This is a genomic window from Chelatococcus sp. GCM10030263, assembly GCF_042666455.1.
Classification (GTDB): Bacteria; Pseudomonadota; Alphaproteobacteria; order Rhizobiales; family Beijerinckiaceae; genus Chelatococcus.
Map to the genome: position 1 here is coordinate 37536 of NZ_JBHTDB010000005.1, position 15402 is coordinate 52937.

14 protein-coding genes are annotated in these 15402 nt (G+C 65.4%); 3 read left to right on the forward strand and 11 right to left on the reverse strand.

The annotated features are described in order from the left end of the window. Nucleotides 1-4: 4 nt before the first annotated feature. The 5 genes from ACFQU1_RS10505 to ACFQU1_RS10525 form a co-directional block, all read right to left on the reverse strand. Complete coding sequence (locus ACFQU1_RS10505; protein WP_378132169.1) at nucleotides 5-1837, reverse strand: GumC family protein; 1833 nt, start codon at nucleotides 1835-1837, stop codon at nucleotides 5-7. 42 nt (nucleotides 1838-1879) lie between these two features. Then, entirely contained in the window at nucleotides 1880-3346 is a 1467-nt protein-coding gene (locus ACFQU1_RS10510) for a hypothetical protein (RefSeq protein WP_378132171.1), read from the reverse strand. Then, entirely contained in the window at nucleotides 3337-4632 is a 1296-nt protein-coding gene (locus ACFQU1_RS10515; RefSeq protein ID WP_378132173.1) for a polysaccharide pyruvyl transferase family protein, read from the reverse strand. The genes ACFQU1_RS10510 and ACFQU1_RS10515 overlap by 10 nt, the downstream gene beginning before the upstream one ends. Nucleotides 4633-4636: 4 nt before the next feature. Beyond that, complete coding sequence (locus tag ACFQU1_RS10520; protein ID WP_378132175.1) at nucleotides 4637-5848, reverse strand: glycosyltransferase; 1212 nt, start codon at nucleotides 5846-5848, stop codon at nucleotides 4637-4639. 119 nt (nucleotides 5849-5967) lie between these two features. Beyond that, nucleotides 5968-6669 (reverse strand): sugar transferase, encoded by a 702-nt coding sequence (locus tag ACFQU1_RS10525; protein WP_378132177.1) that lies wholly within the window; start codon nucleotides 6667-6669, stop codon nucleotides 5968-5970. Between the two features lie 665 nt (nucleotides 6670-7334). On the opposite strand from ACFQU1_RS10525, the gene ACFQU1_RS10530 reads away from it, so the two are divergent. The 3 genes from ACFQU1_RS10530 (at nucleotide 7335) to ACFQU1_RS10540 (ending at nucleotide 8739) form a co-directional block, all read left to right on the forward strand. Next, the gene (locus ACFQU1_RS10530; RefSeq protein WP_378132179.1) at nucleotides 7335-7667 is read left to right on the forward strand and encodes a hypothetical protein; all 333 of its coding nucleotides are present in this window, start codon (nucleotides 7335-7337) and stop codon (nucleotides 7665-7667) included. Between the two features lie 266 nt (nucleotides 7668-7933). Beyond that, nucleotides 7934-8365 carry an Hsp20 family protein gene (locus tag ACFQU1_RS10535; RefSeq protein WP_378132181.1) on the forward strand — a complete coding sequence of 144 codons (432 nt, stop codon included), beginning with the start codon at nucleotides 7934-7936 and terminating at the stop codon, nucleotides 8363-8365. A gap of 104 nt (nucleotides 8366-8469) precedes the next feature. After that, nucleotides 8470-8739 (forward strand): DUF1150 family protein, encoded by a 270-nt coding sequence (locus ACFQU1_RS10540; RefSeq protein WP_378132183.1) that lies wholly within the window; start codon nucleotides 8470-8472, stop codon nucleotides 8737-8739. Nucleotides 8740-8771: 32 nt separating this feature from the next. Here ACFQU1_RS10540 and pheT read toward each other — a convergent pair whose 3' ends face one another. From pheT to ACFQU1_RS10570, 6 genes are all read right to left on the reverse strand, one after another. Then, nucleotides 8772-11195 carry a phenylalanine--tRNA ligase subunit beta gene (pheT, locus tag ACFQU1_RS10545; RefSeq protein WP_378132185.1) on the reverse strand — a complete coding sequence of 808 codons (2424 nt, stop codon included), beginning with the start codon at nucleotides 11193-11195 and terminating at the stop codon, nucleotides 8772-8774. 126 nt (nucleotides 11196-11321) lie between these two features. Further along, entirely contained in the window at nucleotides 11322-12404 is a 1083-nt protein-coding gene (gene pheS, locus ACFQU1_RS10550; RefSeq protein ID WP_378132187.1) for a phenylalanine--tRNA ligase subunit alpha, read from the reverse strand. 158 nt (nucleotides 12405-12562) lie between these two features. Next, a complete protein-coding gene (gene rplT, locus ACFQU1_RS10555) occupies nucleotides 12563-12925 on the reverse strand; it encodes a 50S ribosomal protein L20 (RefSeq protein ID WP_378132190.1) in 363 nt (120 codons plus the stop codon). Nucleotides 12926-12963: 38 nt separating this feature from the next. Beyond that, entirely contained in the window at nucleotides 12964-13164 is a 201-nt protein-coding gene (rpmI, locus tag ACFQU1_RS10560) for a 50S ribosomal protein L35 (protein WP_378132192.1), read from the reverse strand. A gap of 216 nt (nucleotides 13165-13380) precedes the next feature. Beyond that, complete coding sequence (gene infC / locus ACFQU1_RS10565) at nucleotides 13381-13911, reverse strand: translation initiation factor IF-3 (protein ID WP_378132194.1); 531 nt, start codon at nucleotides 13909-13911, stop codon at nucleotides 13381-13383. A 179-nt stretch (nucleotides 13912-14090) separates the two neighbouring features. Further along, nucleotides 14091-15365, reverse strand: a complete 1275-nt coding sequence (locus tag ACFQU1_RS10570) for a glycosyltransferase family 4 protein (RefSeq protein ID WP_378132196.1) — start codon at nucleotides 15363-15365, stop codon at nucleotides 14091-14093. Nucleotides 15366-15402 lie beyond the last annotated feature (37 nt).

The following is a 15402-nucleotide window of genomic DNA, read 5'->3' on the forward strand; positions in this document are numbered from 1 at the left end:
CCGGTCAGGCCGCTTTGCGCGGTGATTTGCGCTTGACCTCTGCCGCCGGCATCTTGTTCAGCACCACTCCGAGCAGATTGCCGCGCCCCGCCCTGAGGGCATCGGCGGCATCGGCCACCGCCTCGACCGAGGTCGCGGTCGCATCGGCGACCAGCAGCACGCCATCGAGGTAGGGCGCGATGGCGCGTGCATCCGACGAGGAGTCGAGCGACGGCAGATCAAAGATGACGAGATCGAACAGCTGCCGCATTTCCCCGATCTGGAAGGCGCCCGCCTGCGTGCTGATGTGATCGCCCGGCGTGACCGCGGTGCGCATCTTGCCCGCAGGCAGGACGGGGAACTGGCGCGAAGCCTGGCCGGCGACGAGGCGGGCGAATGCGTCGGGCTCTTCCAAGGCCTGCATCAGGCCGAATTCCGCTCCGCCGGCGAATTCGCGGCTGACCGTCGGCTTCTCGACGCAGGTGTCGACCAGGAGCGTGCGCGTTCCCGAGAGGGTGCCGAGAAGCGCGAGGTTCACGGCGACGGTCGTCGCTCCTTCCCCGGCTTCTGCTGCGACGACGCCGATCAGGCGCGACTTGTAGGCCATGGTCGAGGCATTGAGCGATGTCCTGAGACCACGCATGTCTCTCAAGAGGAGAGACGACGGTCCCTCGGCGGTGATCCGCGGGATGCGTGTCGGAAGGGCGAGCATTTTTGGCTCGGGATGGATCTTCCGGCGTAGTCGCGGCAGGCCCGGTCCGGCCGGCTGAGGCCGCCGTTGCGTCCCGGCTGCGGTCACCTGGTGGATGATGCCGAGGCATGCCACGCCGACTTCGCTCGCGACCTGACCGGGCGAAAGAAGCCGCCGCACCGGCCGAATCGCCGCCACGGCCGTTCCGAGCCCCGCGCCGACGAGGCAGGCGAAAGCGAGGATCAGGCTCGCCTTCGGCCAGCTCTTGCTCAGCGGAATTGTTGCCGGCGAGACGATGCGAGCCACGCCCTCGGGATAGGAAACCCGCTGCACCGTCTCGGCGAGTTTATGCACGAAGGTTTCATAGACCTGCTGATAGGTCTGCGACGTGCCCTCGAGCTGCGCCAGCTTTGCCCGGGCCTCGACCTGATTGAGGCCCTCCTTGTCCCCTGCCAGCCTGAACTGTTCGGCGGCGCGCTGGGCCTCGAGCGTCTTCTGCTGGAGGTCGATAAGCCGCGACCGCAGCCAGTCCGTGGTGCGCTGAGCAGCCTCCGATCGGGCCGCGATGTCCTGATCGAGATAGGCCTGGGTGATGGCATTGGTGATCTTCGCCGCGAAGACCGGGTCCTGGGCGGTGAAGGCGACCTGAATGACGAGCGACTGGCCGATGCGGCGCACCGACATCTGCTGCTGCAGCCGGGCTGCCGCACGGTCCTCCTTCGTTGCGCCGCCGGACGAGACCTTGCCGGAACCCAGAAGAGCCCCCGGCAAGGACATGATGCGGGCGACGATCGAGGGGGCCGGCATGAAGCTCGGATCGTCGGCGAGGCCGAACTTGCGCACGACGGCGAGAGTCACCGGATTGGACTTGACCACCTCCATCTGGCTCTCGACCCGCGACTGGTCGGTCGTCGGCTCGGGCGGGCTGTCACCCTTGAACATGCCGTTGACGTCGACGGAGTCGGTCAATACTTCGGCCGTCGCCGTGAACCTCGGCGGCGTCACCAGCAGGTAGAGCAGCGCAAGCCCGGCAAAGCCGACTGTGAACAGCCCAATCAACCGATAGGACGAGCGCAGGAAGGCCATGATGTCGGCGACGCCGACGGAGTTCTGCCGCTGCTCTCGACCATCGGGAGGGATCTGGGTCACGAAGAAAGGCGCTTCCACGACGTCACCTCTCGATCCGGGTTGGAAGGGCGGAGGATGCTGTCATGACGGTGCTCCCGATGTTGCGCTCCGGGCTGTGACCATTGAACCGGCCAGCAACTGCGGCGCCGGCCGGCGCCGCAGGACGGTCGCCGGCGCGTGCACCCGCTCGCGTGCGCCTGCCGCGAGGCCGGCGAACATGCTGAAGGTGAGCCCTAGGTCGACGCCTCCGCCCGAGATGGACGCGGCGACGACAAGTGCGAGGCAGGCGGAGGCTGCCGCCCGGCTGATGGCGCCGTCGAGGGTTGCGGTCGCCACGCGGAAGCCGGGCACGACGATGGAAACGAGGAAACCCGCATAGAGCAGCAGGCCGAGAAGCCCCATATTGGCGAGGATGGCGACGAGAAAGCTCGACGCGCGCACGCTCCCGAGCCCCGCGCCGAACCCGCCGGTATCGAGGAAGGACCGCAGCGCAAATTCGTTCCAGCGCATGCGTTCCACGCCGGACTGGCTGTCCAGCTTGTTGACGACGGTCGCGTCGATCAGATTGCTGACGACGGTCCACAAGGAAGGCAGGACGACGATTGCGGCCAGGATCAGGAAGGGAACGCCGACGACCACCCCGGCCGCAAAGCCGAACTGCTGCCGCGTCGCTCTGCCCGTCTTCAGTTTCACGAGGCAATCGGTGAGGACGATGAGCGTGAAGATCACCAGGGCCGCATAGGCCGTGGTCGAGGTTGACAGCACGAGCGTCAGGCCGAGCAGGCCGGCGAGGCTCCCCGTGACGCGGGGCTCGCGCCCGGCAAGCCACAGGCTGAGCGTAAAGGCATAGAGCCCCAGCGCCATGTAGCTGTAGGCGCTCGCCTCCGGAAAGGAGCCGACGATGCGCTTGATGCCGCCGATCGCGCCGTCATCGAGCATGCGGTAGTTCGCGTTGCGGATGGGCTGCAGGATATCGGCCGTATGCGTGGCATAGGTGACGAGATCGGCGGCCGCGAAGAACAGGCACAGCCCGGCGGTTGCCGCCATGGCGCGCATGAGGGTGGCGCTGTGGCCGAGCCGCGCATAGCCGGCAACGAGCGCAAAGCAGATCACGTCACCGATGAAATAGGCGGATTGGGTGATGTTGCCCGACTGCGGCGCCAGAGGCAGATTGACGGTCGTCCCCACCGGGCCGCTGCGTGCCAGCGAGAAGACGTCGGTCATGCCGGCGAAGATGCGGGGGAGGAACACGGCAGTCAGGGCGCCATAGGCCACGACGGCCAGATACCAGGCGCCCGGCCTGGGCGGTGTGAAACTGGTGAGGGCGGCGGTCCGCAGCTGCGGGTGGAGCATCGCAGTCCCGGCGACGAACAACAGGATAAACGGCGCAGGCGGCACGCTCGCGCCGCCGAGCGCCGGCAGTTGCGCTACCGCCGCCGCCCCGAAGACATTGGCGATGGCGAGCGCATAGAACCCGTAGCTTGCACGGAGAAAGAAGATCAGGAGGCCGGCGAGGAGGGTGACGGCCCCGATCGGCTCTAGCGCCATGCCGTCGCTCCTTGGGCGAGACCCGCCTGCGCGAGCTCTGCCGGGGGGGCGAGCTCTGCCGCAACCGGCTCCCGGTCGGCCTCCGCCCCGCGTGGCAGCGCGGCGACCAGAGCACGGGCGAGTGCATCGATGGCATCGCTCGTGTCGTTCAACACGCGGCTGTGGACGCCCGCGTCGATGCCTTCGGCGCGAGCGCGCCCCAGCAAGGGCACAATGGTCGGGATGGTGGCCGCCGACAGCGGAACGGCGTAATCGGCCCGCTCGACCGAGGCGAAATAAGCGCTGAGCTTGCCGTCCCACAACAGGCCGATATGCGGCACACGGTAGGAATAGGCGAGGATCGATGCATGAAGCCGATGGGCGATGAGCGCGTCGAACTGGGCGAGCAGCGCCGCCAATTCCCGCGGCGTACCGCACCGTGGGACGATGCGAATATGAGTGCCCGTCGAGCCGGCCTGTCGCAGCCGCTCGCCCAGCATGCCGATGAAGGCCTCGTCTTCCGCCGCACCATTCGAGAAGAGGGCGACGTCATAACCGGCCGCAACCAGTGACTCGCTGAGCTGAACATAGAGCCCCATGACGGCCTCGTCGCCGTCCCGCACCGTATCCGTGCCGTGGTAGCGCAGAACCGCCGGATGGGTGACGCCGAGGCCGACCACCGGGCGCTCCCGCGCCGGACGTTCGGCTGCCGGCCAGACGCGGCTCGCGAGGAGCGCCGGGTCGCGCCCGACCGTGACGTCCTTGCCCGTGAGCTGTGCGAGTTCGCGGGCCGACTTGGTATCACGCGCCGCGATATGGATGTCGGCCGCGGAGCTCAAGAAGCGCAAGAAGAGCTGCCGTCCGCGGCGCGAGCGGATGGGCGCCGCGCCGACCGCGTGGACGGCGTAAGGGATGCGCAGGCGGCGGCATTCGTCTGCCGCCGCGCCGAGCTTCAGCGGGAAATTGAGATCGCCGTCCTGGATGAGCTGCCCGCCCCCGAACACCGCCACATCCGCGCCGGCTAGGGCGCGGCGCCAGAGGGGACGCAGCCGGCTCCGCAGCCTCGCTCCGAGCACGGCCTCCACTGCGATGTCGCGGCACCACCGCGGCATGCGCTGGAGAATGCCGAGCTTGGATACGCGCGCCTGCCCGCCTTCCGGGGCCCGCCACTCGGTCCGGCCGGCGAGATCGAGCGACAATACCTCTGCGCCGGCAAAGCGCCGCTCGAGCTCCCGCTCGAGACATTCGGCGATCGCCCCATCGCCCAGATTGGGGCTGTATTTGACGTTGAAGAGAACGATCTTCATCGCCTCAACTCCGCGCCGCACGGGGCGAAAGGCCTGCCTGCGCCTCGACGGCGAAGGGTGGAAGTTCGCCCGCGGCCCTCAGCCGGGGCCGTGCCGGTGCGACGGCATAGGCCTCGCGCTCGCCGCGCTGGGTGGCGAAGGCAGCGCGCACCGCGTCCTGCATCTGCTGCTTGAACTGGGAGCGGCTGAACTGGCGCGCATGGAAGGCAATTTGCGCCGGATCGAAAACCGAGGCTTCGAGCCGCTCGACGGCGGCATTGAGGCCCTCGACCGTCTGTTCCTGGAACAGCACGCCGGTGCTGCCGTCGACGACGGTTTCCGTGGCACCGCCTCTGTCGTAGGCGATCACCGGCCGCCCGCTCGCCATGGCCTCCACCGGCACGATGCCGAAGTCCTCTTCGCCCGGAAAGATCAAAGCGCGGCAATGGGCATAGTGGAACCGCAGCACCTCGAAGGGCTGTGGCCCCATGATCTCGACATTGGGACCGGCGAGGCCGCGCAGTTCCGACAGCATCTCGCCGCCGCCGATCACCACGAGCTTGCGGCCCGTCGCATTGAATGCGGAGACGGCGAGATCCGGCCGCTTGTAGCGCACGAGTTCGCCAACCATCAGATAATGGTCGCCGACTTCAGGCGCAGGCACGGCCGAAAAGGCATCCACATCGACGGGCGGATGAACGACCGCGGCGTCACGACGGTAATATTTGCGGATGCGGTCGGCGACGTTGCGCGAATTGGCGACGAATTTGTCGACCCGCGCCGCCGATGTCTGGTCCCAGTTACGCAGGTAATGCGCCATGAAGGGCATGCTCAGCCGGGTAATCCTGCCGGCCGATGCGCGATAGTCATGGTACATGTTCCAGATGTAGCGCATGGGGGAATGGCAGTAGCAGACATGCAGGGCCCCCGGCGGCGGGATGATGCCTTTCGCCGGTCCCGATTCGCTGCTGATGATCAAATCGTAGTCGCGCAGATCGAGATGTTCGAGCGCCAGCGGCATGAGCGGTAGGTACTTCTTGTACATCACATGCGCGCGCGGCAGGTTGGCGATGAAGGACGTGCGGATGGTGTGTTCGGCGAGCCTGGGCGAGATCGCCTCCGGCACGACGACATGGGTGAAGATATCGGCGTCCGGATAGAGCTCGCAGAGCCCCTCCAGCACCTTTTCCCCGCCGCGCATCCCGACGAGCCAATAATGGACGATCGCTGTACGCATGGCATGTTCCCGACGTGATCCAGAGGGGCTGACCGCCTACGCGGAACGGCCATAGCCGTGCCGTCGCGAATTAATGAGCCGGCGCATTATTGCGCCCGCCTCCAGCCTAGCCAGCGTGTTCAGTAAGTGCCTTTGGCGACGACGACAGCCGGCACCGTCTTGGCGATGATCACCAAGTCGGTCCACAGCGACCAGTGCTCGACATAGTCGCGGTCGAAGGCGACGCGTTCTCCATAGGAGACGTCGTTGCGGCCGTTGATCTGCCAGGCCCCGGTAAGGCCCGGACGGGAACGCAAGTAATAGCCTGCATCCTGTCCATAAAGGGCGAGTTCGTCGAACACCACGGGCCGGGGCCCGACGATGCTCATTTGCCCACGCAGGATATTGATGAGCTGAGGCAGCTCATCCAAGCTGAGCCGGCGCAGGACCGCGCCGACGGATGTGATCCGTGGATCGTCTTTCAACTTGCGCGTCGCTGCCCATTCGCGGGCGGCGTCGGGAGATGTCTGCAGATGGCGACGAAGCACCTCGTCGCTGTTGACGACCATGGTGCGGAATTTCAGGCATGGAAATAGTTGTCCGCCATGTCCGACGCGCATATGGCGATAGAGCACCGGTCCCCTGTCCGTCAGCTTGATGAGCAAAGCGACGAGCAGGAACAGCGGCGAGAACCAGATTAGCGCAAGGGAGGCGATGGAGACATCCAACGCCCGTTTGAGCAGGCCGCCTAGCGGTGCGACCTGCACGTCCGTGTCGAGTGGCAGTTGCGACGCCAGTGCCGCGTGGTTTGCACTCTCGTTTGCCGAGACATTGATGTTCATGGAGGCTCCCATCGATGCGTCCCGATGACAAGCTTCCCCCCGGTAAGATATACCCTTTATGAGTGAACCCCAGTTTGGCCCTTTGATAGTATGCGTAATCTGCAATAGGCACATGACTAATTTATGGCGCTGGCATGCCCAACTTAAGGCGAAGCTTAAGTTGGAATGTTACGATTCATGTATTTTAATGTATAACTTGCGGCTGGAGAAAAATAAAACGTTAGAAATCGCGCGAAATAAGCTGACTTCGTTATGCTGAAAAAATCGGCATTCGTTGTTAGACCATGATGACGTGGGCAACTTCTCGAATAACTTGGCGAGTTTGTCACGCTGACTTAGGCGGCTCCATAGCCGGCGCAACCAACGCGTGTGGCGTATAGTGGCCTTGTTGTAGAGGCTGGACAAGCAACCGCCGCCGCAGGCTGACCCTGCCCGACCGACAGTCATGCACGGAATGCCACATTCTTGGGCATCGCCCAGCGCCGAGGCCAACCGAACTGCGACCAAAATGCGGCCGATCCCCATCAAGGATACCGCAACTGCGAACTCCCGCAGACGGAAACGTAGCCTTGGCGATTCGGCGAGGCTCACGCCGAGCCTGTCGCAGCCCTTCGCGATGCTGTAGATTCTTTATAAGAGACGGCACAACGGAGAGGTGCATATTGATGTTCTGGCGCTTCCGCTCGCGAGCCCGCGATGAGCAGACCGATGTTGCGCGGCTTGTCCCGGTCAGAGCGGCGATCGAGAAGGCTCTGGCCGAGGCGGAACGCGAATTCAATGGGCTCAAGACGCGCTTGGAGGACGCGCGCGTCAGGGCCGCGCTCATGATGGGGAATGACCTCGAGGATGCGGCGCTGCAGCGCGATTCGGTGCCCCTGCGTGAGATCGAGGATTTCTTCCTCATCGCCGAAAGGCGCCTCCGCGGTCTCGACGACCAGATCGCGACCTTCCGCAAGCTGCGCGACATGGTCGACGGGATCGGCAGGCCGGAGGCCTGAGAGTGATCGCCTGAGGCCTAAGGTCGCGCTGGCCGAGGGGGGCTCCGGTTTCCCGAGACAGGTCCGTCGACGCTGACAATCATGGTCAGGGCTGCACCGGCCCAGTTTTGCCTTGGCTGTTAGCTTGGGCGCTACCCCTGGCCACTACCCTTGACCAGGGGACTTCGAGCCGCCATATGCCGTGATGACCAAAGGGGGATCCCCCGCGGCCAGAGAGCGCCACAAGGGCTCTATTCACGAAGTGCCTCGCAATAAGGGCTTCGCTCATGTCACGGGTACCGTCGCTGTCGTCGCCTTTTCTGCTCGGTTTCGACGAAATCGAGCGTGCCTTGGACCGGGTCGCCAAAGCGGCGACCGATGGTTATCCGCCCTATAACATCGAGCGGATCGCACGCTGTGAGAACGAGCCGGAAAAGCTGCGGATCACCCTCGCGGTGGCTGGCTTCACGCGCGACCAGCTCGAGGTCACGCTCGAGGAAAGCCAACTGGTCATCCGCGGCCGCCAGAACGAGGATCGAACGCGCCATTATCTGCACCGCGGCATCGCCGCGCGACAGTTCCAGCGCACGTTCTTTCTCGCCGACGGCATGGAAGTGATGGGTGCGGATCTCTCCAACGGGTTGTTATCCGTCGATCTGGTCCGTCCGGAGGCGGAACGCATCGTACGACGGATCGATATCGTATCCCGCGACGATTGAACCGGATGGCCCGTCCGCCGTTTCAGAATCAATAAGGGTGAAGGCCGACCGGAATCGCTCCCGTCGGATCCATAGGTTCACGACCGCTTCTCGAGGAGGGTGTGATGAACAACAGTGATGCTTTCGAATTCATCGGCGATGTGAGCGATGTGCAGGCCTTTGCGCTCGCTGGGGAGGGCAAGGTGGCCTATGTCAGGCCGATCCGCTCCGAGGATGTCAATCGTCTCTTTCCGCAGGTGCCGGAGATCCAGCCCGGTCTGGAGCTCTTTGCGCTGCTCGGTGCCGATGGCACGCCGATTCTCCTGACCGACTCCAAGGATGCCGCGATTGCCAATGCCTGGGAGAACAACCTGGAGCCGGTGAGCGTCCACTAACGCCCGCCGGGCCCGGGAGGGCAATCCGCTCCTCACCCTCGCAGGGTGGCGCCCGTCCTTTTGGCCACGGCCGCCACGATCTTCTCCGATACGGCCTCGATATCCTGATCCGTCAGTGTCTTCTCCATCGGCTGGAGAACGACGGCGACCGCGATCGATTTCTGGCCCGCGGCAATGCCGGGGCCTTCATAGACATCGAAGACCGAGACATCGGTGACCAGGGCGCGATCTGCGCCCTGGGCTGCCTTCAGGATCTCGGCGGCGGCAATATCCTTGTCGACCACGAAGGCGAAATCGCGCGTCAGCGGCTGGAATTCCGAGAGCACGAGCTTCGGCTTGACCTTTGTCGGCCGCGCTTTCGGCGGCGGCAGCAGATCGAGCGTGATCTCGCACGCGACCACCGGCCCCTTCATGTCGAGCGTAGCGAGAACGCGCGGGTGAAGCTCGCCGAAGGCGCCGATCACCGTCTTCGGCCCGAATTGCAGCGTCGCCGAGCGGCCGGGGTGGTACCAGCTCAGACCGCCCGGCACGACCTGCACGCCCGCCGTCGGGATGCCGAGCGCCGTGAGCAGACCGAAGGCATCCGCCTTGGCGTCGAAGGCATCGACCGGCTTTGCCTCGCCGTCCCAATGGCGGCCGACGCTTTCGGCATGCGCCGTGCCACGGCGAATGGCGACCGCCGACAGGCTCTGGCCGTCCGGCTCGTCCGAGGCGAAGACCTGGCCCACCTCGAAGAGCGCGACATCCGGGAAGCCGCGGTCGGCGTTCTTCTGAACAGCTTTCAGGAGAGCGGGCAGCAGGCTCGGGCGCATGTCCGAGAGATCGGCGGCGATCGGATTGGCGAGCGCCAAGGCCGCATTGCCGCCGCCGAACAGCTCCGCCTCTTGCCGGCTGATGAAGGACCAGGTCACGGCTTCCACGAGGCCGCGCGCCGCAAACGCACGCTTGGCGAGCCGGATGCGCTTCTGAAGGAGCGTCAGCACGGGCTTCGCCACGGCGGCATCGAGCCGCGGGAAAGGTGTCGAGGCCACCCGGTCTAGACCGGCGATGCGGATGATCTCTTCGGCGAGATCCGCCTTGCCCTCGACATCCGGCCGCCAGCTCGGCGGCGTCACAGTGGCGACCTCGTCGCCGTCGTCGGTCACGAATCCGAGCGCAATGAGATGCCTTTCCATGTCCGCTCGCGGCAGATCGAGACCGCTCAGGCGCTTCACCTCGCTCCAGGGGAAGCGAATCGCCGGCCGGGCGCTCTCGATTTCGCCAGCGAGGGTCACCGTGCTCGGAACGCCACCGCAGAAATCCAGCACCATGCGGGTCGCAAGCTCCAATCCCTGCATGGTGAAGGCCGGGTCGACACCACGCTCGAAGCGGTAGCGCGCATCCGTGACGATGCCGAGCTTGCGGCCCGTCTGAGCGATCGTGCGCGGGTCCCACAGGGCGGATTCGATGAGGACGTCGGTCGTCTCCTCGTCGCAGCCGGAAGCCTCGCCGCCCATGATGCCGGCGAGCGATTCCACACCCTGATCATCGGCAATGACCACCACCGAAGGATCGAGCTGGTAAGTCCGGCCATCGAGCCCGAGAAGTTCTTCCCCTTCGCGCGCGCGCCGCACCACGAGATTGCCCTTCACCTTCTTGGCGTCGAAGACGTGCAGCGGCCGGCCACGATCGAAGGTGATGTAATTGGTGATGTCGACGAGCGCGTTGATGGGCCTGAGCCCGATGGCGCGCAGCCTGCGCTGCAGCCAATCCGGCGACGGGCTGTTCTTGACGCCGCGCACGAGGCGCAGCCCGAAGGCCGGCGCGAGATGCGCATCCTCGGCGCTGAAGGCGAGGCTCACCTCGACCGGACAGAGGCTCTCACCGGGAATGGCGGCGACCGGCGGCGTCTTCAGCCGGCCGAGGCCTGCAGCGGCCAGATCGCGCGCGATGCCGGCGATGCCGAGCGCATCGGGCCGGTTCGGCGTGACGGCGATGTCGAAGACGGCATCGTCGAGCCTGGCCCAGGTGGCATAGGGCGTGCCCACCGGCGCATCCTCGGCCAGGTCGATGATGCCGTCATGGTCGTCGGAGAGCTCGAGCTCGGCTTCCGAGCAGAGCATGCCGTTCGATTCGACGCCGCGGATGACGCCCTTGCCGAGGGTCAGGTTCTTGCCGGGAATATAGGTGCCGGGCGGCGCGAAGACCGAGATCATGCCAGTCCGCGCATTGGGCGCGCCGCAGACCACCTGCACCGGCGCGCCATGGCCCGTATCGACGGAGCAGACGCGCAGCCGGTCGGCATTCGGATGCTGCTCGGCTGAGATCACACGGGCGATGACATAGGGCGCGAGCGCCTTGGCCTTGTCGTCGACCGACTCGACTTCGAGGCCGATGCGGTTCAGCGCATCCGCGATATCGCCGACGGACGCCTCGGTTTCGAGATGATCTTTCAGCCAGGAGAGCGTGAATTTCATCGTCTTCCATCCCTCTGACCGTCATCCCCGGCCTTGTGGCGGGGATCCCGATCAGAAGGACCTGGCCTGCGGATCGGGATGGCCGGGACAAGCCCGGCCATGACGGCTGATAGCTTCAATATCGGCTCAGCTGGACAATCCCCCGGCCAGCGTCGGCAGGTCGAGCGGGCGGAAGCCGTAGTGGTTGAGCCAGCGCACGTCCGCCTCGAAGAAGGGGCGCAGGTCCGGCATGCCGTATTTGAGCATGGCGATGCGGTCGATGCCCATGCCCCAGGCAAAGCCCTGATACTCGTCCGGGTCGAGGCCGCAATTGCGGATGACGTTCGGATGCACCATGCCGCAGCCCAGGATCTCCAGCCAATCCTCGCCCTCGCCGAAGCGGATCTCGCCGCCCTTGCGCGAGCACTGGATGTCGACCTCCGCCGAGGGTTCGGTGAAGGGGAAGAACGAGGGGCGGAAGCGCATCTTGACGCTCTCCACCTCGAAGAAGGCCTTGCAGAACTCCTCCAGGATCCACTTGAGGTGGCCGAGATGCGAGCTCTTGTCGATGACGAGCCCCTCGACCTGGTGGAACATGGGGGTATGCGTCTGGTCGCTGTCGCAGCGATAGGTGCGGCCCGGGCAGATGACGCGGATCGGCGGCTTCTCAGCCAGCATGGTGCGGATCTGCACGGGGCTCGTATGGGTGCGCAGCACCTTGCGCTCGCCGGCCGCGTCGGGCGCGAAGAAGAAGGTGTCGTGCATCTCGCGCGCCGGATGGCCCTCGGGAAAATTGAGCGCCGTGAAATTGTAGAAGTCCGTCTCGATATCCGGCCCCTCGGCGATGGAGAAGCCCATGTCGGCGAAGATCGCCGTGAGCTCGTCCATGACCTGGCTGATGGGGTGGATGCGCCCGCGCGTTTCCGGGCCTTCCTGGACGGGGAGGGTGACGTCGATGCGCTCGGAGGCGAGCCGGGCTGTGAGTGCGGCCTCGGTCAGCGCCGTCTTGCGCGCGGCGATGGCGGCCGCCACCCGGTCACGCAGGCCGTTGATCAGCGGGCCCTGCTCGCGCCGCTCGTCGGGGCTCATGCTGCCCAAGGTCTTGAGAAGCTCGGATACCGAGCCCTTCTTGCCGAGAGCGGAGACGCGCACGGCCTCCAGTGCGGCCTCGTCTTCGGCAGCCGCAATGGCGGAAGTGATCGTGGATTCGAGCCCTTGCAGATCGCTCATCGGTTCCTCGGCGGCAGTGAAATCGACCTTCGGTCGAGGATTGCGCGGCTCGGGGAACGCGGGCTCGCCCGAGACGCATGAAAGCCCGGCGGCTTTCGCCGCCGAACATGTCCGGCCTCGGTCTGGCGTGAGGGGAGGGGCTCCGAAGAGCCCCCAGGTCAGGCCGCGGGAAGTGCCGTCTTTGCCTTCTCGACGATCGTCTTGAAGGCCTCCGGCTCGCGGATCGCGATATCAGAGAGGACCTTGCGATCGATCTCGACCCCTGCCTTGCCGAGGCCGTCGATAAATCGGCTGTAGGTCAGCCCGTGCTCGCGTACCGCCGCATTGATGCGCTGGATCCAGAGCGCGCGGATCGTGCGCTTCTTGTTCTTGCGGTCGCGGTAGGCATATTGCATCGCACGATCGACGGCGGCCTTGGCCGTGCGGATCGTGTTCTTGCGGCGGCCATAGAAACCTTTGGCAGCCTTGAGGACTTTTTTATGCTTGGCGTGGGATGTCACGCCGCGTTTGACGCGGGCCATGATCGATCTCCTGGAATGGCGTTAGATAGCGGAAAAGCTCAGCCGTTGGGGAGGAAGAACTTCTTGACGTTCTTCGCGTCGCCGTCGAACAGCACGGTCGTGCCGCGCTGATTGCGGATGAACTTCTTGGTGCGCTTGATCATGCCGTGGCGCTTGCCTGCCTGTGCGGCGATGACCTTGCCCGTTCCCGAGATCTTGAAGCGCTTTTTGGCGCCCGATTTCGTCTTCAGCTTGGGCATTTGGCTCTCCTATGGCTTTGCAGGTGCGGTTACCCGCCCTGGCTCGCCGTCACATGTGATGTGAGCAAAAAGAACCGCCACGGCAGCCCTGGTGGCCGGGCGGTTCCAACGAGGCCGCGCTTATCGCAGAAACGGGGCCGATTGGCAACAGCGAGGTAGCGGCGCGACGGCAAGGTGCGTCCGGGCGCCCAAACTCGGTCTGACGGCTTACGAACCTCAGCGAGGCGCCAGGATCATGACCATCTGGCGGCCTTCGAGCTGGGGGTCGCTCTCGACTTTGGCCACCTCGGACATCTCGTCCCTGACGCGCAGGAGGAGCTTATAGCCGAGGTCCTGATGCGCCATCTCGCGACCGCGGAAGCGCAAGGTGATCTTCACCTTGTCGCCTTCCTCGAAGAAGCGCCGCACAGCCCGCATCTTGACGCCGTAGTCGTGGTCGTCGATGCCCGGCCGGAGCTTGATCTCCTTCACTTCGACGGTCTTCTGCTTCTTGCGCGCCTCGGCAGCCTTCTTTTGCTCGAGGAACTTGAAGCGGCCGAGGTCGAGGAGCTTGCAGACCGGTGGAACGGAATTCGGAGCGATCTCGACAAGGTCGAGGCCGGCTTCCTCGGCTGTGCGCAAAGCGTCGAACAGCGGCACGACGCCACGGTTCTGCCCACTTTCGTCGATCAGCTGGACTTCCCGAACACCTCGGATGTCTCTATTGGCGCGCGGTCCTTCCTTTTGCGGAGCCGCAATGGATCTCATAGGCCTGCGAATGGCAATTCTCTCCTGTTATCGTCCGGCTGCCCTGGCTTCGTCCGCGATGGCCGGGATAGGGGCCGGCGCGACGCTGGGCTGCCAAGACGGGTTGCTGTAGACGAGATGATACGCTGAACCAACGACATTCATGAGAACCGGGCTCAAAGTCAACAGGTTCCGGCGTTTCACGCTCCAGTGTCTTTATAAGAGGGTGTCGCGTTCGCTTCTTCGAAACGCCTGCGTTCGAGAAGCGCGGCATAGGTATCGAGAGTCTCGGATACCATGCGCTCCAAGGAAAAATGCTGCTCCACATGGGCGCGCGCCCGGGCGGCCATGCCCTGCAGGGCTGTTGCGCCCAGCGAAAGCGCATCTCCGATGGCACTCGCCAGGGCGGCTGCATCGCCCGGCGGCACCCGCCAGCCCGTGCGTTCGGAAGGCGATACCTGGGGTGGGCTCAACACCGTCTCCGGCACCGCGCCGAGATCCGAGACCACTACGCAGGTGCCCATGGCCTGCGCCTCCACCGCAACGCGGCCGAAGGCTTCCGGCTCCGTCGAAGGCACGGTGACGACCGAGGCCGCGAGAAAGGCCGCGGGCATGTCCTGGCAATGGCCGACGCGGTGCACGACTCCCTGGAGCCCCAGCCGCGCGATCCGGTTGTCGAGGTCGCGCACATAGCCGTCTCGGCCCTGGTGGTCGCCCGCCAGGACGAAGGCGACGTCGTTCACTCCCTGGTCCACGAGCTTGCGCGCCGCCTCGATCAGGACGGTCTGGCCTTTCCAGCCCGTCAGCCGCCCTGCGAGCAGCACGATGCGCTCATGCGGCGCCACGCCCCAGGCGCTGCGCAAGGCCTCGACGCGCGCCGGCGAGACCGCTCCCGGCGCGTATTCCGCGAGATCGGTGCCGCGATAGATGACGCGAATTCGCGACGCAGCGAAGGGGTGGGCGGCGCGGATGAGATCGGCGGTATAGATCGAATTGGCGATCACCGCGTCACCACGCGCCATCACCGAATTATACATGACCTTCACCGCCGACCGGCCGGCATAGCTGCCGTGGTAGGTCGTCACCAGCGGCAGCGTGAGGGTCCGCGCGGCGGCAAGCGCCACCCAGGCTGGCGCGCGCGAGCGCGCATGCAGCAGGTCCACGCCGTCATCGAGGCAGATCTTGATCAGCCGCCGCACGTTGAGCGCCATGGCGAGCGGATTCTTGGTGCGTGCCGGAAAGGGGATCCACACGCCACCCTTGGCCTGGAGTTCGCCGACAAGGCGGCCGCCTTCCGTCGCGACCAGCGCGCGCGCGCCCACCGCTGCAAGGGCAGCAGCCATATCGACCGTCGTTCGCTCGGCGCCGCCCGCTTCGAGTTCGGGTACGACCTGCAAGACGGTACGGCCTGCGAGCGGATGGCTTGTCACCGTCGGCAGGACAAGTGGCGCCCCCGCTCGTTTCGAAACGGTCACCGGTGTAAGACGCCTCCACGATCGATTCGCCAGCGTA

Coding starts and splice junctions, on each gene's coding strand:
- infC (WP_378132194.1), bottom strand. CDS start 13,911: ATGAGATCCATTGCGGCTCCGCAAAAGGAAGGACCGCGCGCCAATAGA.
- ACFQU1_RS10535 (WP_378132181.1), top strand. CDS start 7,934: ATGTCACGGGTACCGTCGCTGTCGTCGCCTTTTCTGCTCGGTTTCGAC.
- rpmI (WP_378132192.1), bottom strand. CDS start 13,164: ATGCCCAAGCTGAAGACGAAATCGGGCGCCAAAAAGCGCTTCAAGATC.
- rplT (WP_378132190.1), bottom strand. CDS start 12,925: ATGGCCCGCGTCAAACGCGGCGTGACATCCCACGCCAAGCATAAAAAA.
- ACFQU1_RS10510 (WP_378132171.1), bottom strand. CDS start 3,346: ATGGCGCTAGAGCCGATCGGGGCCGTCACCCTCCTCGCCGGCCTCCTG.
- ACFQU1_RS10530 (WP_378132179.1), top strand. CDS start 7,335: ATGTTCTGGCGCTTCCGCTCGCGAGCCCGCGATGAGCAGACCGATGTT.
- ACFQU1_RS10525 (WP_378132177.1), bottom strand. CDS start 6,669: ATGAACATCAATGTCTCGGCAAACGAGAGTGCAAACCACGCGGCACTG.
- ACFQU1_RS10515 (WP_378132173.1), bottom strand. CDS start 4,632: ATGAAGATCGTTCTCTTCAACGTCAAATACAGCCCCAATCTGGGCGAT.
- pheT (WP_378132185.1), bottom strand. CDS start 11,195: ATGAAATTCACGCTCTCCTGGCTGAAAGATCATCTCGAAACCGAGGCG.
- ACFQU1_RS10540 (WP_378132183.1), top strand. CDS start 8,470: ATGAACAACAGTGATGCTTTCGAATTCATCGGCGATGTGAGCGATGTG.
- pheS (WP_378132187.1), bottom strand. CDS start 12,404: ATGAGCGATCTGCAAGGGCTCGAATCCACGATCACTTCCGCCATTGCG.
- ACFQU1_RS10520 (WP_378132175.1), bottom strand. CDS start 5,848: ATGCGTACAGCGATCGTCCATTATTGGCTCGTCGGGATGCGCGGCGGG.